The sequence below is a fragment of the Rhodococcus sp. X156 genome (assembly GCF_004006015.1).
In the GTDB taxonomy this organism is placed as follows: Bacteria; Actinomycetota; Actinomycetes; order Mycobacteriales; family Mycobacteriaceae; genus X156.
This window is the reverse complement of record NZ_CP034766.1, coordinates 2,057,892-2,076,911: the sequence shown is the minus strand read 5'-3', so window position 1 is coordinate 2,076,911 and position 19,020 is coordinate 2,057,892. Positions and strand designations below refer to the sequence as shown.

General features: G+C 72.1%; 23 protein-coding genes. 16 read left to right on the top strand and 7 right to left on the bottom strand.

The features are described from left to right. Positions 1 to 10 precede the first annotated feature (10 nt). The 5 genes from ELX43_RS09805 to ELX43_RS09785 all read left to right on the top strand — a co-directional run bounded on the left by ELX43_RS09805 (position 11) and on the right by ELX43_RS09785 (position 3,476). Positions 11 to 724 carry an AzlC family ABC transporter permease gene (locus tag ELX43_RS09805; RefSeq protein ID WP_206517987.1) on the top strand — a complete coding sequence of 238 codons (714 nt, stop codon included), beginning with the start codon at positions 11 to 13 and terminating at the stop codon, positions 722 to 724. Next, complete coding sequence (locus ELX43_RS09800) at positions 721 to 1,038, top strand: AzlD domain-containing protein (protein ID WP_127783238.1); 318 nt, start codon at positions 721 to 723, stop codon at positions 1,036 to 1,038. The genes ELX43_RS09805 and ELX43_RS09800 overlap by 4 nt, the downstream gene beginning before the upstream one ends. A 290-nt stretch (positions 1,039 to 1,328) precedes the next feature. Continuing rightward, positions 1,329 to 1,604 carry a twin-arginine translocation signal domain-containing protein gene (locus tag ELX43_RS09795; RefSeq protein ID WP_127783236.1) on the top strand — a complete coding sequence of 92 codons (276 nt, stop codon included), beginning with the start codon at positions 1,329 to 1,331 and terminating at the stop codon, positions 1,602 to 1,604. Positions 1,605 to 1,717: 113 nt separating this feature from the next. Beyond that, complete coding sequence (locus tag ELX43_RS09790; protein WP_127783235.1) at positions 1,718 to 3,133, top strand: DUF4331 domain-containing protein; 1,416 nt, start codon at positions 1,718 to 1,720, stop codon at positions 3,131 to 3,133. 10 nt (positions 3,134 to 3,143) lie between these two features. Further along, on the top strand, positions 3,144 to 3,476 hold the full coding sequence (locus ELX43_RS09785; protein ID WP_127783233.1) for a phospholipase: 333 nt from the start codon (positions 3,144 to 3,146) through the stop codon (positions 3,474 to 3,476). Here the strand turns inward: ELX43_RS09785 and ELX43_RS09780 are convergent. Then, a complete protein-coding gene (locus tag ELX43_RS09780; protein ID WP_206517986.1) occupies positions 3,473 to 4,126 on the bottom strand; it encodes a uridine kinase in 654 nt (217 codons plus the stop codon). The genes ELX43_RS09785 and ELX43_RS09780 overlap by 4 nt on opposite strands. 19 nt (positions 4,127 to 4,145) lie before the next feature. On the opposite strand from ELX43_RS09780, the gene pdxT reads away from it, so the two are divergent. Then, a complete protein-coding gene (gene pdxT / locus ELX43_RS09775; RefSeq protein ID WP_127783232.1) occupies positions 4,146 to 4,769 on the top strand; it encodes a pyridoxal 5'-phosphate synthase glutaminase subunit PdxT in 624 nt (207 codons plus the stop codon). Between the two features lie 114 nt (positions 4,770 to 4,883). Further along, on the top strand, positions 4,884 to 5,642 hold the full coding sequence (locus ELX43_RS09770) for a YebC/PmpR family DNA-binding transcriptional regulator (RefSeq protein ID WP_127783230.1): 759 nt from the start codon (positions 4,884 to 4,886) through the stop codon (positions 5,640 to 5,642). 9 nt (positions 5,643 to 5,651) lie between these two features. Here ELX43_RS09770 and ELX43_RS09765 read toward each other — a convergent pair whose 3' ends face one another. Genes ELX43_RS09765 through ELX43_RS09755 form a run of 3 tightly spaced genes read right to left on the bottom strand, consistent with a single transcriptional unit; the run spans position 5,652 to position 8,740 of the window. After that, positions 5,652 to 6,692: a winged helix DNA-binding domain-containing protein gene (locus tag ELX43_RS09765; protein WP_164860628.1), complete on the bottom strand. Its 1,041-nt coding sequence runs from the start codon at positions 6,690 to 6,692 to the stop codon at positions 5,652 to 5,654. A gap of 56 nt (positions 6,693 to 6,748) precedes the next feature. Beyond that, positions 6,749 to 7,405, bottom strand: a complete 657-nt coding sequence (locus ELX43_RS09760; RefSeq protein WP_127783228.1) for a response regulator transcription factor — start codon at positions 7,403 to 7,405, stop codon at positions 6,749 to 6,751. A 48-nt stretch (positions 7,406 to 7,453) separates the two neighbouring features. Beyond that, positions 7,454 to 8,740, bottom strand: coding sequence for a histidine kinase (locus ELX43_RS09755; protein ID WP_241248881.1), 1,287 nt, complete (start codon positions 8,738 to 8,740; stop codon positions 7,454 to 7,456). 177 nt (positions 8,741 to 8,917) lie between these two features. Here ELX43_RS09755 and ELX43_RS09750 point away from each other — a divergent pair, with 177 nt between their 5' ends. Continuing rightward, complete coding sequence (locus tag ELX43_RS09750; RefSeq protein ID WP_127783224.1) at positions 8,918 to 9,451, top strand: DUF4352 domain-containing protein; 534 nt, start codon at positions 8,918 to 8,920, stop codon at positions 9,449 to 9,451. Further along, on the top strand, positions 9,448 to 10,008 hold the full coding sequence (locus ELX43_RS09745; protein ID WP_127783222.1) for a hypothetical protein: 561 nt from the start codon (positions 9,448 to 9,450) through the stop codon (positions 10,006 to 10,008). The genes ELX43_RS09750 and ELX43_RS09745 overlap by 4 nt, the downstream gene beginning before the upstream one ends. Here the strand turns inward: ELX43_RS09745 and ELX43_RS09740 are convergent. The 3 genes from ELX43_RS09740 to ELX43_RS09730 form a co-directional block, all read right to left on the bottom strand. Beyond that, complete coding sequence (locus ELX43_RS09740) at positions 9,912 to 10,547, bottom strand: type II toxin-antitoxin system PemK/MazF family toxin (protein WP_127783221.1); 636 nt, start codon at positions 10,545 to 10,547, stop codon at positions 9,912 to 9,914. The two genes, ELX43_RS09745 and ELX43_RS09740, sit on opposite strands and share 97 nt — an antisense overlap. Positions 10,548 to 10,660: 113 nt before the next feature. Further along, entirely contained in the window at positions 10,661 to 11,431 is a 771-nt protein-coding gene (locus ELX43_RS09735; RefSeq protein WP_127783219.1) for an SDR family oxidoreductase, read from the bottom strand. Further along, positions 11,428 to 12,255 carry an enoyl-CoA hydratase-related protein gene (locus tag ELX43_RS09730; protein WP_127783218.1) on the bottom strand — a complete coding sequence of 276 codons (828 nt, stop codon included), beginning with the start codon at positions 12,253 to 12,255 and terminating at the stop codon, positions 11,428 to 11,430. The genes ELX43_RS09735 and ELX43_RS09730 overlap by 4 nt, the downstream gene beginning before the upstream one ends. A 174-nt stretch (positions 12,256 to 12,429) precedes the next feature. On the opposite strand from ELX43_RS09730, the gene ruvC reads away from it, so the two are divergent. The 7 genes from ruvC (at position 12,430) to ELX43_RS09695 (ending at position 18,884) form a co-directional block, all read left to right on the top strand. Next, entirely contained in the window at positions 12,430 to 12,999 is a 570-nt protein-coding gene (gene ruvC, locus ELX43_RS09725; RefSeq protein WP_127783217.1) for a crossover junction endodeoxyribonuclease RuvC, read from the top strand. Then, complete coding sequence (gene ruvA, locus ELX43_RS09720) at positions 12,996 to 13,586, top strand: Holliday junction branch migration protein RuvA (protein ID WP_127783216.1); 591 nt, start codon at positions 12,996 to 12,998, stop codon at positions 13,584 to 13,586. Before ruvC ends, ruvA begins: the two co-directional genes overlap by 4 nt. Next, a complete protein-coding gene (ruvB, locus tag ELX43_RS09715) occupies positions 13,583 to 14,626 on the top strand; it encodes a Holliday junction branch migration DNA helicase RuvB (RefSeq protein ID WP_127783215.1) in 1,044 nt (347 codons plus the stop codon). Before ruvA ends, ruvB begins: the two co-directional genes overlap by 4 nt. A gap of 87 nt (positions 14,627 to 14,713) precedes the next feature. Further along, positions 14,714 to 15,070, top strand: coding sequence for a preprotein translocase subunit YajC (gene yajC, locus ELX43_RS09710; protein WP_127783214.1), 357 nt, complete (start codon positions 14,714 to 14,716; stop codon positions 15,068 to 15,070). A gap of 141 nt (positions 15,071 to 15,211) precedes the next feature. Next, positions 15,212 to 17,023 (top strand): protein translocase subunit SecD, encoded by a 1,812-nt coding sequence (secD, locus tag ELX43_RS09705; RefSeq protein ID WP_127783213.1) that lies wholly within the window; start codon positions 15,212 to 15,214, stop codon positions 17,021 to 17,023. Positions 17,024 to 17,151: 128 nt separating this feature from the next. Beyond that, positions 17,152 to 18,318 (top strand): protein translocase subunit SecF, encoded by a 1,167-nt coding sequence (gene secF, locus ELX43_RS09700; protein WP_241249897.1) that lies wholly within the window; start codon positions 17,152 to 17,154, stop codon positions 18,316 to 18,318. Further along, positions 18,315 to 18,884 carry an adenine phosphoribosyltransferase gene (locus ELX43_RS09695; protein ID WP_127783211.1) on the top strand — a complete coding sequence of 190 codons (570 nt, stop codon included), beginning with the start codon at positions 18,315 to 18,317 and terminating at the stop codon, positions 18,882 to 18,884. Before secF ends, ELX43_RS09695 begins: the two co-directional genes overlap by 4 nt. The last annotated feature ends 136 nt before the right edge of the window (positions 18,885 to 19,020 follow it).

Below are 19,020 nucleotides of genomic sequence, written 5' to 3'. Positions count from 1 at the left end.
CCCCTCCGGATTGTCTGAACCAGCCTCACCCGAGCAGCCGAGGACGCCCGACCACCCTGGTGACCTGCCGACACCCTGGCAGGTCGCCAGGCGGCTCTCCCCGCTGCTGCTGGCCATCGCGCTGGTGGGGCTGTCCTTCGGCACGGTCGCGGTGGCCACCGGGCTCTCGGTGGCCAAGACGGTGGCCATGTCGCTGCTGCTGTACTCCGGGGGCGCGCAGTTCCTGGTGCTCGCCGCCGCGGCCGGTGGCGCGGGCCCGGTGGCGATGATCGTCGGCGGCCTGGTGCTCAACGCCCGGCACCTGCCCTACGGCCTGGTGCTGGCCGACGTGCTCTCCGGTTCAAAGTGGCGGCGCCTGCTGGGTGCGCACCTGATGACCGACGAGGCCACCGCGTTCACCCGCGCCCAGCCCGACCGCGCCCACGCCCGGCTGGCTTTCGCCGTCGCCGGGGTGCTGCTGTTCCTCGCCTGGAACCTGGGCACGGTGATCGGCGCGCTCGGCGGCAACCTGCTGGGCGACCCGGACGCGCTCGGGGTGGACGCCGCCTTCCCCGCGGCCCTGCTCGCCCTCGTCGCCCCGGCGCTGCGCGACCGCCTGGACCGCCGGGTGGCGGTGGCCGGCGCCACCGTGGCCCTGGTGCTCACCCCGTTGCTGCCGGCCGGCGTGGGCGTGCTCGCGGGGTTGTGCGGCGTGGTCCTGGCCTGGCGGGAGCTGCGCGGATGAGCCCGGTCAGCTGGTGGGTGATCGGCGTGCTCGCCGCGGGCACCTTCCTGATCCGGGTCTCCGGCGGGCTGCTGCGTCGGCGCGTGCACGTGCCACCGCGCGTGGTGCGGCTGCTGGGGCTGGCCGCGACCGCGCTGCTGCTGTCGCTGGCGGTCACCACGGCCGTGCTCGACGGGTCCTCCTTCGGCGGCTGGGCGCGCGTGCTCGGCGTGGGTGCGGGTCTGCTGGCGCTGTGGCGGCGAGCCCCGTTCGTGGTGGTGGTGCTGGTGGCCGCGGGCACCACCGCGCTGCTGCGCCTGGCTGGCGTGGCCTGATCCTCGCTGCGCCGGCGCAATTTCTGGCGCAATTCGCCGGTGCCCCAGAGAATTCGGCCGAATGCGCCGCCAACCGGCATTCTTTCTGTTGCCGAATGCTGTGTCGAGTGTCACTATTTGCGGGTGCCGGGTTGTTCATTTGACCAGGCCACGGGGGATGAGTCGGGTGCCGGGAGATGATCTTTACCGGCGGGTGTCGATGAATTGTTTTCTGTGCGCCGAACAGCGTCTGCACGCGTGCACCTATCGACTCCTCGGGCACCCGTCTGCACTGATCGAGAGGCATTCACATGGCTGAGACCAATCGTCGGAGCTTTCTGCGCACGGCCTCGCTGGGCGCGGTCGCGGTGGGAGCGGCCTCCGCGGTGCCGGGCGCGGTGCTGGCGGGCACGGCGCACGCCGAGCCTGCAGCCCGGGCCAAGCAGCTCGACGGGCCGGTGGTGCTGCTGCTGCGCGACGCCAGCACCGGTGAGTTCACCGTGATGCACGGAGAGCAGTCGTCGACGCTGACCGACAAGGCACTGGCCGCCCGGCTGACCCACGAGGCGCCCACCGCGCAGCTCTGACGCCGCGCCCCGCTCAGCCAACCTCCTGCCCAGCTCCGGGCAGCTTCCCTACTCTGCCGACCGTCTTGTCGGCGGGCTCCCGCGTGACCAGACCACGACCGAAGAGGTAAGAGATGTCCTCGCACCGCGAAGCCCCGGAGATCTCCCAGGACCCCGTCGCCGACAACACCGACGTGTACGCCTTCGTCAGCCCCGACCGGCCGGACACCGTCACCCTGCTCGCCAACTTCATCCCGTTCCAGAACCCCGACGGCGGACCCAACTTCTTCGTCTTCGGCGACGACGTGCTCTACGAGATCCACGTCTTCAACACGCCGATCACCGCGGAGGGGCAACGGCCGGACATCACTTACCAGTTCCGCTTCACCGAGACCTACGCCGACCCGGGCTCGTTCATGTACAACCTCGGAACCGTGTCGGTGGACCCGAACGGTTCCGGAGCCACCACCTACGCCAACCTCAACCGGCGCCAGACCTACACGGTCACCAAGGTGCTCAAGGACGGCACGAGCACCGTCGTCGGCGACGACATCCCGTCCCCGCCCTGCAACGTGGGGGTGCACTCCACGCCGAGCTACCCGCAGTACGTCCCGCCGGCCATTCGCCAGCTCAGCGACGGCGCCACGGTGTTCGCCGGCCAGCGGGCCGACGCCTTCTTCGTCGACCTTGGTGCGGTGTTCGACCTCGACGACATCCGGCCGCTGCAGTTCCTGCACACCGGCCCACTGTTCCCCGCCCCGGGTGTGGACTCCTTTCGCGGGCTCAACGTGCACACCATCGCGCTGCAGCTGCCCAAGACGCTGCTGGCCGCCGACGGCAGCAACCCCACCGACGTCATGGCGCCCAGCTCGGTCATCGGGGTCTACGCCTCGGCCAGCCGCCAGGCGATGACCAGCGTGGAGGAGGACGGCAGGCGGGTGGGAATGGGCGCCTGGCAGCAGGTCTCGCGGTTGGCCAACCCGCTGTTCAACGAGCTGCTCATCGGCATCGGGCAGAAGGACCTGTGGAACGCCAGCTCGCCCACCAACGACGCCGCCTTCCTGGAGCGGGTGCTGCAGCCGGAGCTCGCCCGGCGGCTGCCCGAGCTGTACCCGCTGGTCTTCAACAACCTGCGCGCCTACACCAAGGACCGCAACGACCTGGTCCGGATCTTCCTCACCGGCTTCCCCGAGGGCCTCGTGCCGGGCTTCCAGAACTACACCGGCCCCGTGCTCGCCGACCTGGTGCGGCTGAACATGGCCATCCCGCCGGCCACCGCGCTGCGCGAGTACGGCGTGCTCGTCGGCGACCTGGCCGGCTTTCCGAACGGCCGTCGCGTGCCCGACGACGTCGCGGACGTCGAGCTGCGGGCTGTCGCCGGGGCGACGATCCCGGTGGTGGACTCCGGCTACGTGCCCGACCTCGCCGTGGCGCTGCTCGGCGACTACGCGGGCCAGGAGAACGGGCCGCTGCTGAGCAGCTTCCCCTACCTCAACATCCCCAACAGCGGGTTCGCCACCATGCCGCGCCCCTACGCGCCAGGCAGCTAGGAGCACCGACGTGGAACAGCAGCAGGTGCAGGGCGGATCGGTGGTGCTCGACATCGGTGGCGACATCGGCGCGCTGGTGGTCCACCTGCCCGATCGCTTCGCCGGCACCGAAATCGACATCTCACACGCGGGCAGCACGCGGGCTGTCGGGCACACCGGCGTGCACGTGCGAGCGGCTCCGGACGGCACCCGCGGGCTCACCGCGGTGTACCCCGAGCTCGTGTCGGGCAGCTACCAGCTGTGGGACCCGCACCAGCCGGGGCGCCGGCTGGGTCCGGTGGTGCACGTCGAGGGCGGGCTGGTGGCCCAGCTGTCCTTGCTGAGCCCGGCGCAGGCGCGCTAGCGCACCAGCAGGGCCGGGCGGTCGGGATGGTCGGTGCGCACCACCGCGTCGGCGACGGCGTCGCTGTCGGCGTCGCGCTCGTGGGCCACCAGTGCGGGCACCGTCCACGCCAGCTCGTCGGTGACCCGTCGCCGCAGGCTCGCCTCGCTCAGGTGCAGGTGCACCGCCAGCTCGGCGGGCAGGCCGCGGCCCAGCAGCATCGGCCCGGCCACCAGCACCACCTGGCCCTCCCCGCAGCGGAGCCGGGCCGCGCGGGTGGCCCGGTCGGTGGCCGGGTCCCACAGCGTGGGCAGCCACTGCCCGGTGCCGCCCGGGCCCAGCGGGTCGAGCACCTCCCGGCGCAGCGCCGCCAGGTCGAACCACTCGTCGCGGTAGCTGTCGGCGTCGGTGCGCCCGTGCTCCAGGCGCAGCGACGCCGGGCGCAGCCACCACCGGAGGTCGACCACCGCGCAGGGTCGGCCCGCGGCGCGCAGCAGCTCGGCCACCGCCGCTGCCAGCTCCGCCGGGCGAGCAGCGTCGGCGCCGTCGAGCAGCACCCGCAGCGCCGGGCCGTGCTGCTCCACCCGCAGGCACAGCGCGACGAGCTCGGCCGCCAGCGCGTCGGGGCTCACCGCCCGGAAGTGCGGTGCGCCGGAGGGGCCCACGGTCACGCTCTCTACGATATGGCCCGTGAACGTGCGCCCCTCCGTCGGTGTGCTGGCCCTGCAGGGAGACGTGCGAGAGCACCTCGCGGCGCTGGAGTCCGCCGGCGCCGACCCCGTGACGATCCGTCGTGAGTCTGAGCTGGCCGGTGTCCAGGCTCTGGTGATCCCCGGCGGGGAGTCCACCACCATGAGCCGCCTGCTGCAGGTGTTCGACCTGCTCGAGCCCATCCGCGAGCGCCTGGCCCAGGGCATGCCCGCCTACGGCTCGTGCGCCGGCATGATCCTGCTCGCCTCGGAGGTGCTGGACACCCGCGCCGACGCCGTGCAGCTCGGCGGGTTGGACATCACCGTGCGGCGCAACGCCTTCGGCCGGCAGGTGCACTCCTTCGAGACCGACCTGACGGTGGACGGCATCGACGACGGTCCGGTGCGGGCGGTGTTCATCCGCGCCCCGTGGGTGGAGCGCACCGGCGACGGAGTCACGGTGCTGGCCTCGGTGCCGCCGAGCCCGGAGGCCGAGCCCGAGGCGGTGGACCGGGTGGTGGCGGTGCGGCAGGGAAACGTGCTGGCCACGTCGTTCCACCCCGAGGTGACCGGCGACCACCGGGTGCACCAGCACTTCGTGCAGATGATCGTCGCGCGTGCCTGAGGGTGGGACAGCCCCCGCGGGGACGGCGCCGGGGGTGCACGCCCCGCTAGGATCGGTTGACTGGACTGAAGCAAGCACACGCTGCACCGAAGAGTGGGGAAGGTTCGCGCACCGATGAGCGGTCACTCCAAATGGGCTACCACCAAGCACAAGAAGGCCGTGATCGACGCCCGTCGCGGCAAGGCCTTCGCCAAGCTGGTCAAGAACATCGAGGTGGCGGCCCGCACCGGTGGCGGTGACCCGGACGGCAACCCCACGCTCTACGACGCCATCCAGAAGGCCAAGAAGACGTCGGTGCCCAACGACAACATCGAGCGCGCGCGCAAGCGTGGCGCCGGTGAGGAGTCCGGCGGCGCCGACTACCAGACGATCATGTACGAGGGCTACGGCCCCAACGGCGTTGCCCTGCTGGTGGAGTGCCTCACCGACAACCGCAACCGTGCTGCCGGCGAGGTCCGCACCGCGATGAGCCGCAACGGCGGCACGCTGGCCGACCCTGGCTCGGTGGCGTACCTGTTCAGCCGCAAGGGTGTGGTGCAGCTGGACAAGGGCGAGCTGAACGAGGACGACCTGCTCATGGCGGTGCTGGACGCCGGCGCCGAGGAGGTCAACGACCTCGGCGAGAAGTTCGAGGTGGTCAGCGAGCCCACCGACCTGGTGGCCGTGCGCACTGCGCTGCAGGACGCCGGCATCGACTACGACTCCGCCGAGGCGAGCTTCCAGCCCTCGATGAGCGTGGCCGTGGACGCCGACGGCGCCCGCAAGATCTTCAAGCTGGTGGACGCCCTGGAGGACTCCGACGACGTGCAGAACGTCTTCTCCAACGTCGAGCTGACCGACGAGGTCATGGCCGAGCTGGACCAGGAGGACTGAGCCCCGGGCTCAGCCGGGCGGGGCGGTCTCGGCCCGCTCCAGGAAGGCCGCGTGGGCGGTACGGGCCGCCGCCAGCGGCGCGGCCAGTTCCGGCGGCAGCTCGCCGAACGGGTCCACCGTGATCTCCACGGACCGGGTGCGCAGGGTGCGGCTCCAGGTGCCGGCGATCCTGCCGTCCACCAGCAGCGGCGACCGGAACAGACCGTTCTTGGCCGGGCCGACGGTGGCCCGGTGGGCGTCGTCCAGGATGAGCCGCCGGTGGGCGTAGCCGATGTGGTACTCGTCGAAGCCCGCCAGCAGGTGCACCCGCGGTGCGGGGTCCGCGGGCCGGTCCAGCAGGGACGCGCTCACGTGGTGGGCCTCCCCGGCCACGCTCACCTCGACCAGCTCGTCACCGGCCAGGCGCAGCGCGTGCTGGCAGTCCCGCAGCAGCAGCCCGCTCCACCAGGCCAGGTCCTTGGCGGTCGCCGGCCCGTGTCCGGCGACGTAGCGCACCGCGAGCCGCGCCAACGCCTCCTCCCGGCTGGGCGCCGGACCAGCGGGGACCCAGTCGTCGAGCAGCGCGAAGGTGGGGGTGCGCCCGCTCGGCGGGCCGGGCACCAGGGTGGCGCTCTCGGCGAGGTAGCGGAGCACGTGCGAGCCGGCCTGCCCAGCGGTCGGGACACCGGCGTCGGCGAGGGCCCCCAGCAGGGCGGGCCGAGCGACCAACCGGTCGCCCGCGAGCTCGACGCGTGCGACCTGGCGCGCCCGGGTGAGCTGCTGCTCGTCCAGCCCGCAGCTGCGCCAGAGCGTGGACCGGCCGCCGTAGGCCCGTGGCCCCAGCAGCGCGAGGAGCCACCGCACGTCCTCCGGCGCGCACAGGTGCAGCGTCCCGCGCATGGTCCAGGTGCGCACCAGCTCACCCGAGGCGAGTGCGGCGGCCACGGCTGGCTCGGTGAGCCCGGTGGTGCGCAGACCCAGCGTCCAGCCGGCGTCGCCCAGGTTCTGCGCCTGCACCGCCAGCAGGTGTCGCGCCGCCGCCACCGCCGTGCCCCAGCGCAGGCCCGACAACCGGTGCGCTCGCAGCCGCAGCGTGCGGACCTCGTCGGCGGTGAGCTCCGCGGGCGTCAGCTGACCAGGCCCGCCCGGAAGGCGACCAGGGCCGCACCCACCCGGTTGGACACGCCCAGCTTGGCCAGCACCGCCGAGACGTGGCTCTTCACCGTGGTCTCGCCCAGGTAGAGCCGTCGGGCGATGTCGGAGTTGGAGTCACCGACGGCCAGCGCCGCCAGCACGTCGCGCTCTCGATCGGTCAGCACGGCCAGGTCAGTGGTGGGCGGCAGCTGCGAGCCCCCACCACCGGCGGCGATGATGCGCTGCAGCGACTCCGGGCTGAACACCATGTTGCCGGCCGCGGCGACCCGCACCGCGAGCTGGAACATCTCCGGCGGCTCGTCCTTGCTGAGGAAGCTGTGCGCGCCGGCGGCCATCGCCTGCACCACCAGGTCGTCCACGTCCAGCGCGGTCATCGCCACCACCTTGGGCGGGGCGGGCAGCCGCATCAGCTCCCGGGTGGCGTCCAGACCACCTGTCCGGCGCATCTTCAGGTCCATCAGCACCACGTGCGGGCGCAACCGGGTGACCGCGTCGACCGCCTGGTCACCGTCCTCGATCTCGCCGACCACCACGATGTCGTCGGTGGCGGCGAAGATCTCGCTGATGCCGCGACGGTTGTAGCGGTCGTCGTCGGCGATGAGGACCGTGAGGCGCGGGGGAGTGGTCATGGCGGCACCGAGTATGCCCCGGGCCACCGACAAGGGCAGCCGGGGTGCTCAGGCCGACCAGGGGAGCCAGCACTCCACCAGGAACTCCCCGTGCTGGCTTGCGGCGCTGAAGGTTCCGCCGACCTGGTGAGCCTGCTCGGCCAGGCCCCGCAGCCCGCTGCCCGAGCCGGGCGTGAAGCTCGACGCTGCCTCGCTCAACCGGTTGCGCAGCACCACCCGGATGCCGGCGTGCTCGCTGCCGACCACGGACACGTGCACCGTCTGGTCGGCCGCGTACTTCTGCACGTTGGTCAGCGACTCCTGCACCACCCGGTAGGCCACCTGGCTGGCCAGGGTGCCCAGGTCGCCGGGGGCGAGGTCGGTGATGAGCACGGCGTGCACCCCGGCTGCCCTGGCCGACTGCACCAGCGCGGAGATCGCGTCGATGCCCTGCTGCTGGTGCCCGCCGCTGCGGCCGTTGCCGCGGAGCACGCCGATGATCTGCTTGAGGTCGTCCAGCGCCTCGTGGGCGGTGGTGCGGATCAGGGCCGCGGTGTTGGCCACCTTCTCCGGGTTGCCCGCGCCGTTGACCTGCAGGCCGCCGGCGAACAGCGAGATGCGGCTGAGGCTGGCGGCCAGGGTGTCGTGCATGTCCCTGGCGATGCGGGTGCGCTCCTCGGCGCGCACCACCTCGTCGCGCAGCACCTCCTGCTGCGCCGTGGCCCGGTCCCGGGTGTGCTCGGCGGTGCTCAGCGCGGTGCGGGTGCGCAGCAGCTGGCCCAGCACCACCGTGGCCGCGACCAGCCCGAGCGCCACCACCCAGGGGATCCACAGGGCCACGTCGTACTGCTGCACGGCGCTGCCGTCCTCCGCCTTGGGCGTGCCCATGGTGAGCACCGAGTACTCGCGCAGCCGGTAGGCGTCGTAGGTCAGCGAGACTCCGCAGGCCACGAGCACCACCGCGGCGGCGGCCACCAGCTGGCGCACCTGCGCCACCCGGGACACCGCCACCAGGGCCACCAGGGCGGCCGTGGCGTCGGTGGAGAGGAACAGCGGCGCGGCCACCGCGAGGCCGAGCACCCACCACGGGTGTTGGTGGCGCCACACCAGAGCGGCAGCGGCGGCCAGGTTGACCACCCCGCCGAGCACCCAGCTCCAGGTCGGAGCCACCCCGGACTCGTCGGAGAACGCCATCGTCGAGATGGTGGTGAGCACGCACATCGTGACGGCGGCAGTGGTCCAGGCCCGCCGCCGCAGGGTGCTCGTGCGGGCTGGCTTCGCCCACCCTTGTTGCCCCTCGCCGGCGTGCGCCCACCCCGGTTGCCCCTGGTCCTGCTGCCACCCCGTCCGCTGCACAGAGGCGACGCTACGCACTGGCACTGACACTGCCCATCCACCAGGAGGAGGACCGGCGCCGGTACCCCGACCGAAAGGAGGAGGCCAGACCTACCGATGGCCGAGGCGACGGATGGCGTTGGCGCCGTTGACTTCGGGTACCGCAACGTCAGCGGCACTCGAGGAGGGACACCCACGATGAACACGCTCACGAAGAAGAACCTGAGGAACGTCCTGGCGGTGACTGCGCTGATCGGCGGCGTGGTCGCCACCACCGCGTCCGGGGAGACCAACCAGGCTACGAAGGTCGACGGCGGCGGCGGCGAAGCCCCGGCCGCGGCCCAGGAGTTCAGGGTCGGCGACGTGGTCGAGCTGGGGGACTGGCGGACCACGGTGCACGCCGTGACCGACCCGTACACCAGCAGCAACCAGTTCCTGCAGGCCAAGCCGGGCAACCGGTTGCTGACGGTGGACACCGAGGTGCGCAACCAGTCCACCAAGCCGGCGACGGTGTCGTCGATCATGTGCTTCGAGCTGCAGGACAGCCAGAACAAGTCCTTCAACCTCACGATCACCGACGAGAGCACCGCCGGCCTGGACGGCGAGCTGGCTCCCGGCGCCGCCAAGCGCGGCACCCTGGCCTACGAGGTGCCCGCGACCTCGACCGGCCTGCGGCTGCAGTTCAAGTGCGACCTGCTCAGCTCCGGCTCGGCGACCATCACGCTGTCGTGAGGCACCCCGGTGACCTGCTGCTGCACCCGGCGGCCGTGGGGGCGGTCGTCGTGCTGGTGGTCAACGACCACCACCTCAAGGGGGCGCACGGCAGCACGGTCACCGGCAAGCTCTCCGACGTGGCCGGGGTGTTCTTCCTGCCGCTGCTGCTGCTCGCGCTGACCGAGGGGTTGCTGGTCGTGGCGCGACGCCCGGGATGGGCGTCGGGCCCCGGCCGCACGGCGTGGGCGGTGGCGGTGACGGGAACGGGGTTCGCCGCGGTCAAGACGGTGCCCGCGGTGGGCGACTGCTACGAGGTGGCGGTCGGGTGGCTGCGCGGCGGGGGGCCGCCGATCGTCGTGGTGCGCGACGCCACCGACCTGCTGGTGCTGCCGGTGCTCGCGGCCACGTACCTGCTGGTGGTGCGGGTGCGTCGGTTCCGCCGCCCGCCAGCTGCCGGCCGCGGCAGCCGAGCTCCTCGTCAGCGGGCCGCGCGTCGCAGCGATCTCGGCGCCCTGCCTACCTTCTTGCGCAGGTCAGCAGGGCCGAGCTCGATCATGCGGTCGGTGCGCAGGTAGGAGTGCGCGGGTTCCGGCGAGAACACCAGGCGCGGGGTCTGGACGTAGCTGGGATGGCCCGACTTGTCCTGGCTGGTGAACATGCGGACGTCAACGGTGCGGGGCTTGACCTCCACCACCAGCACGGGCCGGTGCGGGGACCGCCCCTCCTCCTCGAGGGGAACCTGCGCCCACCAGATGTCACCCCTCGCGACGTCGCTGAGCTGCACGGGGGCGGTGAGCTGCAGCCAGGCGGTGAGCAACAGCCCCGCCAGCACACCTCCGACGAGAACCGCCCACCAGGCGTCGACCAGCTCGGCGGCCAGGACGGCGACGGCGACCGCCGCGCAGATCCAGATCCCCAGCACCAGCCCCATCACCCTGGCCCACCACAGGTCCATGGTGTGCGAGAGAACCCAGCGGCACGCTGCCACGACAGCGACGACGAGCTGTCCGAGGGTGCCGGCCAGCGCGAGCGCCAGCAACCAGACCGGTGGGGTGCCCCACCACCAGGCGTGCACCAGGACTCCGCCGGCCAGGCAGCTCAGCAGCACCTGCACGGCGATCGGAGTGGCCCGTCGCGTCGCCAGGCGCCCCAGCAGGCGCATCACTGCGGCGGGGCGATCTGTGCGGTGGGTGTTGCGGGGGTCGTGCTCGTCTTGGTGACCACGGGCTAGTGCGCCACCATCCCGCCGTCGGCGATCAGCACCTGTCCGGTGACGTAGCTGCCGGCGTCGGAGGTGAGCAGCAGTGCCGGCCCCACCATCTCCTCCGGCGTGGCCAGCCGCTGCTGGAACGACCCCACCCGCATGGCCTCGACGGCCTCCGGGGTGTTGTTGCGCACCATGTCGGTGTCCACCGATCCGGGCGCCAGGGCGTTCACCCGGATGCCCCGTGACGCGTACTCGGCGGCCATCGACCGGGTGAGCGACATCAGGGCCGCCTTGCCCGCGGCGTACATGGCGACCTTGGGCGCGAACATGAACGCGCCGACCGAGATGATGTTCAGCACCGCGGCGTGGCTGCTCGCCGTCAGGTGCGGCAGCGCCTCCTGCACCAGGAACAGCGGGCCGCGGACGTTGACGTCCTGCGACTTGGCCCACGCCTGCGGTGTCATCTGCCCCAGCGGCTGGGTCACCGGGTTGGCCGCGCCGTTCACCACGATGTCCACCCCGCCGAACTCGGCCACGGTGCGCTGCACCAGCGTCGCCAGCGCGTCCAGGTCGCCGGCGTGGGTAGGCACCCCGATGGCGTTGCCGCCCAGGCTCTGCAGGTGCTGGGCCGTGGCCTTGGTGGCCTCGGCCTTGCGGCTGGCCACCACCACGTTCGCGCCGGCGCAGGTGTAGGCCTCGGCGATGGCCAGCCCGATGCCGCGGGTGCCGCCGGTGACGATGGCGGTGCGCCCAGCCAGGTCGAAGAGCCGGTTGAGCTGGTCGTGGTTCATGACTCTCCTGTGGAGGGGGACGGTGATGCCCACCGCGGTGGGCGCTTCTCCCGGAAGGCCGCGCTGGCCTCGCGGAAGTCGCTGCTGCTGCCCGCCAGGATCTGGGTGCGGTTCTCCAGCGCGATGGCTGCGTCCACGCTGGTGGCCGCGGCGTTCGCGGTGAGCACCTGCTTGGTCATCGCCAGCGCGAAGGGGCTGTGCGCCAGCAGGGTGGCCGCCAGCTCGCGTGCCGCGACGAGCAGCTGCGCGTCCGGCACCACCTGGGTGAGCAGGCCGATGCGCACCGCCTCCTCGGCGTCGAACGTGCGAGCGGTGGTGATCAGCTCGGTGGCGCGGGAGAGCCCGACCAGCCGCGGCAGCGTGTAGCTGATGCCGATGTCGCACCCGGACACGCCGATCTTGATGAACTGCACGCCGAAGGTGGCCGATGCCGCCGCGATCCGCAGGTCGCAGGCGGCGGCGAGCGCCAGTCCACCACCGAAGGCAGGGCCGTTGACCGCGGCGATCACCGTCTGCGGCAGCCGCTGCAGGCGGGGCACCAGCGAGGCGAGGTACTCCTGGGAGCGCATCCCGGCCGCTGGTCCGCTCAGCCCGGCGGCGGTGGGGGAGCGCTGCGTCTCGTCCTTGAGGTCGAGCCCGGCGCAGAAGCCTCGACCGGCGCCGGTGAGCACCACCACCCGAGCCTCGTTGTCCTGCTCCAGCAGGGCGAGCGTGGCGTGCAGCTCTTCCGCCAGGGCGAAGCTCAGGGCGTTGAGTCGCTCCGGCCGGTTCAGCGTCACCACGGCCAGGCCGGCTGCGGGACGCTCGAGCTCGACCAGGGACATGCGGCTCCAGTGTTCGTGCCGGACTATTCCGGTTCGAACCTATCTCAGGGCCGGACGACTTCGGGCCGCACTGCCGAGCGTGTCGCTGCTCGGTGCACCGCACCGCGCCCACTAGAGTTCGAACGTCTGTTCGCACCGGAGCGGGCGCTGACCAGGAGCAAAGGGGATGAGCCAGTGCGCGTGCTCGGTGTCGACCCCGGCCTGACCCGCTGCGGCTTCGGCGTGGTGGAGGGTGGCCGTGGCCGCGAGGTGTTCGCGCTGGACGTGGACGTGGTCCGCACCCCTGCAGACCTCGACCTGGCCCAGCGGCTGCTGCTCATCTCCCAGGCGGCCGAGCACTGGCTGGACGTGCACTCACCCGACGTCGTCGCGGTGGAGCGGGTGTTCAGCCAGCACAACGTGCGCACGGCCATGGGCACCGCGCAGGCCGGCGGAGTGGTGGCCCTCTCGGCGGCGCGGCGCGGCATCCCGGTCAGCTTCCACACCCCCAGCGAGGTCAAGGCCGCCGTCACCGGCAGCGGCACGGCGGGCAAGGCGCAGGTGACCACGATGGTGACCAAGCTGCTGGGCCTCAACGTCAAGCCCGCGCCCGCCGACGCCGCCGACGCGCTCGCCCTGGCCATCTGCCACTGCTGGCGAGCACCGATGATGGCCCGGTTGGCTGCTGCCGAGCAGGCGGCGGCCGAGCAGCAGCGCCGGTACCAGGAACGACTGGCCCAGGCACGAAAGGCAGGCGCTCGGTGATCTCCTCCATCCGCGGAGAGGTGTTGTCCCTGGGGCTCGACCACGCGGTGGTCGAGGTCGGCGGAGTGGGCCTGCGCGTGCACGCCACCCCGGCCACCCTGGCGGGGCTGCGCCGCGGCGACGAGGGTCGGTTGTCCACCACGCTCATCGTCCGCGAGGACGCGCTCACCCTGTACGGCTTCGGCGACGCGGAGTCCCGGGAGCTGTTCGGGCTGCTGCTCACCGTCTCCGGGGTGGGCCCGCGACTGGCCATGGCGGTGCTGTCGGTGCACGAGCCGGACGCGCTGCGCGCGGCGCTGGCCGAGGAGAACGTCACCGCGCTCACCCGGGTGCCCGGGATCGGCAAGCGCGGCGCCGAGCGGATGATCGTCGAGCTCAAGGACAAGGTGGAGAAGGTGGCCGGCGGGTCCGGGGTGCAGCACCTCGGTGGTGCCGTCCGCGAGCAGGTGCTCGACGCCCTCGTCGGCCTCGGCTTCCCGACCAAGCAGGCCGAGCAGGTGGTGGACGCCGTCCTCGCCGACGCCCCCGACCTCACCACGCCGGTGGCGCTGCGCACCGCCCTCAACGCGCTGGGCCGCAAGCGGTGACCGGGCGCGAGGAGCTCACGCCGGAGGCGCTGCCGGAGGACCGTGACGCCGAGCGCAGCCTGCGGCCCCGCAGCCTCACCGAGTTCATCGGGCAGGCCAGGGTGCGCGAGCAGCTGGAGCTGGTGCTCTCCGCGGCACAGCTGCGCGGCACACCGCCCGACCACGTGCTGCTGTCCGGCCCGCCCGGGCTGGGCAAGACCAGCCTGGCCATGATCATCGCCGAGGAGCTGGGCTCCGCGCTGCGCATCACCTCGGGTCCGGCGCTGGAGCGCGCCGGTGACCTCGCCGCCATGCTGAGCAACCTGCTCGAGGGCGACGTGCTGTTCATCGACGAGATCCACCGCATCGCGCGGCCCGCCGAGGAGATGCTGTACCTGGCGATGGAGGACTTCCGGGTGGACGTGGTGGTGGGCAAGGGCCCCGGTGCCACGTCCATCCCGCTGGAGGTCGCCCCGTTCACGCTGGTGGGCGCCACCACCCGCTCCGGGGCGCTGACCGGTCCGCTGCGCGACCGCTTCGGCTTCACCGCGCACATGGAGTTCTACGAGCCGGCCGAGCTCGAGCTGGTCATCCGCCGCTCCGCGGGCATTCTCGGGGTGCAGCTCGACCCCGGTGGGGCGAAGGAGATCGCCGGGCGCTCCCGGGGTACTCCGCGCATCGCCAACCGGCTGCTGCGCCGGGTGCGCGACTTCGCCGACGTCCGCGCGGACGGGGTGGTCACCCGGGAGGTCGCCCGGGCGGCGCTGGCCGTCTACGACGTGGACGAGCTGGGCCTGGACCGGCTGGACAAGGCAGTGCTGGGCGCGCTGGTGCGCAGCTTCGGCGGGGGGCCGGTCGGCGTGGCCACCCTGGCCGTGGCCGTGGGTGAGGAGCCCGCCACCGTGGAAGCGGTCTGCGAGCCGTTCCTGGTGCGCGCCGGTATGCTCGCCCGCACCCCGCGGGGCCGGGTGGCCACCGCCGCTGCCTGGGCGCACCTGGGTCTGGTGCCGCCGCCGGACGCGGTCAGCGGCGGCACGCCCGAACCGCCGCTGTTCGACTGACGCGGGGGTGCCGCAGGCGGCTAATGGCACACTTGGGTGTTGGTCGGGCGATACTGCCCGATCCAGTCAACCTAAGGATCCACTCTGATGGAAAACTTGATCCTCCCGCTCCTGCTGGTCGCGCTGGTCCTGCCGATGTTCCTGGGACGCCGCCGCCAGCAGAAGGTGCTGCAGGAGGCGCAGGAGTTCCAGGACTCCCTGAGCGTCGGTGACCGGATCATGACCACCGCTGGCCTGTACGCCACCGTGGTAGCCCTGGACGAGGAGACCGTGGAGCTGGAGATCGCTCCCGGCGTGGTCACCACCTGGAACCGCATGGTCGTCAGGGAGCGTGTCTCCGACACCGCCGCCGACGTCCCCGACGTGTACGACTACTCCGACGAGCTCGACGCGAGCCACGACGCGTCCCGTCCGGACCTGGTCAAGCGCGACACCACGGCCTGACCCGCACCGGCCCGGTGCACGCAGCGTGAACAGGGCCTTCACCTGCACACAGGTACGCTCTGCCGGCGCTCGCGGTCGCAGAGCGCACGACGTGGCGGGCTGCACCCCATGATGAAGCGAACCTGAGGAGAGTTACCGAACGTGGCACCACCGGCAGGGCAGATCCGCCCCGTTCGCTACCTGGCCATCTTCGTGGCGATCGTGGCGGCGCTCTACTGTCTGGTGTTCTTCACCGGCGACCGCAAGCCCACCCCGAAGCTCGGCATCGACTTGCAGGGCGGTACCCGGGTCACGTTGACCGCGCGAACCCCCAACGGCGAGGCGCCCAGCCAGGAGAGCCTCAACACCGCCCGGGAGATCATCGAGAACCGGGTGAACGGCATCGGGGTGTCCGGCTCCGAGGTGATCATCGACGGGTCGAACCTGGTGATCACCGTGCCGGGAGACGACGGCGCCCAGGCCAAGGCCCTCGGGCAGACCGCGCAGCTGTACTTCCGTGGCGTGCAGACCGAGGTGGCCGCGACCCCGCCGGCCACCACCGCGCCGACCACTCCGGCTCCGGCCCCGGCGACCACGCCCCCTGCGCCCGCGGTGACCTCCGAGGCGCCCGCACCCACCACCGCCCCGCCCCCGACGCCGCAGGGCCGTCCGGTGCCCGCGCAGGATCCGAGCATCCCGCCCGAGCCCACCACGGTCGCCCCTGCGCCGACCACCGCTGCCCCCGCACCCACCACGGCTGCCCCCGCACCCACCCCCTCTGCGCCCGCCCCGGAAGCGCCCGCCGTCACGACCACTCCGCCGGCCGCCACCCCCGCACCGGTGCCGGGCAGCGAGGCGGCCAGGGTCGCCGGCGAGATCGCCGCTGCCAAGGCGCAGCGCCAGAGCACCGACGCGGCGGTCCAGCAGCAGGCGCTGACCACGCTGGACTGCTCCGTGGCCGACGTCCTCGCCGGCAACGACGACCCGGCCCTGCCGCTGGTCACCTGCGGCGCCGACGGACTGGCCAAGTACGTCCTGACCCCGGCCTTCCTCAAGGGCAGCGACATCAAGGACGCCACGTCCTCGGTGGCCTCCGGCGGGGTCGGCTTCGAGGTCCAGCTGACCTTCACCGGTGAGGGCGGCAACATCTGGGCCGCCTACACCGCCCAGAACGTGGGCAAGCAGGCCGCGTTCGTGCTCGACAGCGAGGTGGTCAGCGCCCCGCGGATCAACTCCGCGATCACCGGCGGCGTCACCTCGATCACCGGCAAGTTCAGCCAGCCGCAGGCCGAGGAGCTAGCCAACACCCTGAAGTACGGCTCGCTCCCGCTGTCGTTCAACCAGTCGGAGGCGCAGACGGTCTCGGCCAGCCTGGGCCTGGCCTCGCTCAAGGCGGGCCTGCTGGCGGGTGGCATCGGCCTGATCCTGGTGCTCATCTACTGCCTGCTGTACTACCGGCTGCTCGGCGTGCTCACCGCGCTGTCGCTGATCCTGTCCGGCGTGGTCATCTACGCCGTGCTGGTCCTGCTCGGCCGCTACATCGGCTTCACCCTGGACCTCGCCGGCATCGCCGGGTTCATCGTGGCCATCGGCATCACCGCGGACTCGTTCGTGGTGTTCTTCGAACGGTTGAAGGACGAGGTGCGGGAGGGCCGCAGCTTCCGGTCGGCGGTGCCCCGCGGCTGGGTCCGTGCTCGGCGCACCATCCTCTCCGCTGACGCGGTGAGCTTCCTGGCCGCGGCGGTGCTGTACGTGCTCGCCGTCGGGCAGGTCAAGGGCTTCGCGTTCACCCTCGGCATGTCCACCGTGCTCGACCTGATCGTGGTCTTCCTGGTCACCCACCCGCTGGTGGCGATGGCGTCCAAGAACGCCTTCCTGTCCCGGCCCGAGCTCACCGGGCTGGGCTCGGTGCAGGCGCAGGCCAAGCAACGCAAGCAGCTCGCCGCCGCCGGCGCACGCCCGAAGGAGGCCTGAGCATGTCCGAGACCCCAGACCCCCAGGGCAGCACCACCCAGAGCGGTGAGAGCCTCAACGGCGACGAGAACGGTGGCTCCCTGAACGGCGGAGTCGACACCCGTGACCCGGTGACCCGCAAGAACGTCATGACCCGGCTCTACTCCGGCACGGGCGCGTTCGACATCATCGGCAACCGGCGTCGCTGGTACGTCATCACCGCAGTCCTGGTGCTGGTCTGCCTCGGCTCCATCATCTTCCGGGGCTTCAACCTCGGCATCGACTTCGAGGGCGGCACCCAGATCCAGTTCCCCGCCGGCGGTGCCACGGTCTCCGAGGTCGAGGAGGTGTACTCGGCGGTCATCGGCACCGACCCGGTGACCGTGCAGACGGTGGGCTCCGGCGGCTCCAGCACCATCCAGATCCGTTCCGAGACCCTCGACGCCAACCAGGTGGACGGGCTGCGCCAGGCGCTCTTCGACGCCTTCCGCCCGGCGCCGGCCGGCGGTGAGCCGAGCCTGGCCGCCATCAGCGACACGGCGGTGAGCGACACCTGGGGCAGCGAGATCACCCAGAAGGCGATCGTCGCGCTGATCGTGTTCCTGGTGCTGGTCGGCATCTTCATCGGCATCGTCTTCGAGCGGGACATGGCCATCGCGGCGCTCGCCGCTCTGGCCCAGGACCTCATCGTCACCGCAGGCGTGTACTCCCTCATCGGGTTCGAGGTCACCCCGGGCACGGTGATCGGTCTGCTGACCATTCTCGGCTTCTCGCTCTACGACACCGTCGTGGTGTTCGACAAGGTGCACGAGACCACCCGCGGGGTGCTGCACCTGACCCGGCGGACCTACGCCGAGCAGGCCAACCTGGCGGTCAACCAGACCATCGTCCGGTCGGTGAACACCACGGTGATCGCGGTGCTGCCGGTGCTCGGGCTGCTGGTGATCGGCGTGTGGCTGCTCGGGGTCGGCACGCTCAAGGACCTGGCACTGGTGCAGCTCACCGGCCTGGTCGTGGGCACCTTCTCCTCGATCTTCCTGGCCACGCCGCTGGTGGTGACGCTGCGCGAGCGCAAGGGCGAGGTGGCGGTGCACACCAAGAAGGTGCTGGCCCGGCGCAAGGCGCTTGCGGCCAAGCAGGCGGGTGCGCCGGAGGCCGCCGTGGTCGGCGGTGCTGACGTCGCTGCCGTGCGTGCCACCACGGCCACCACGACCCCGCGCACCCCGGTGCGCCCCACTCGCCCGACCAAGCCCAACCAGAAGCGGGGGAGCGCGCCCAGCACGGGTGCGCGTCCCACTGGAAAGCGGAAGCGATGAGCCTCACCAACGACCTCGACGTGCGGCGCAGCGCGGCGGAGCACGTCCGGCGACTCACCCGGGTGGTCGCGGACTTTCCCGTCCCCGGCGTGCTGTTCTCCGACCTCACCCCGGTGTTCGCCGACGGTCCCGCGCTGGCCGCGGTGATCGCCGCGCTGGCCGAGGACGCCCAGGGCGTGGACCTGGTGGCGGGCATCGACGCACGTGGCTTTCTGCTCGGCTCCGGGGTGGCCCTGGCGCTGGGCGTCGGGGTGCTGCCGGTGCGCAAGGCCGGCAAGCTCCCGCCGCCGGTGCACTCGCAGAGCTACGACCTCGAGTACGGCAAGGCGACCCTCGAGGTGCCGGCCGCGGCGGTGGACCTGCACGGTCGCCGGGTGCTGGTGGTGGACGACGTGCTGGCCACCGGCGGGACCCTGGCCGCGTCGGTGCGGCTGCTGCGGCGGTGCGGAGCCGAGGTCACCACGGCTGCGGCCGTCCTGGAGGTTCCCGGTCTGGGTGGGCGCGAGCTGCTCACCGACGGTCCCGAAGAGGGACGTGCCCCGCTCGTCTGTGTCGTCCCTGCCTGAGGTTTACTCTCGACACCGTGACGGTGTGACCGTTGCGTGATGACGGCATGCCGTTCCAGGCATTGGGCAGGAGGTGGAAGTGGTGAGCCACGACGTGCAACCGGTGTCCACCGAGAACGGTGATGGCGCGGGAGCT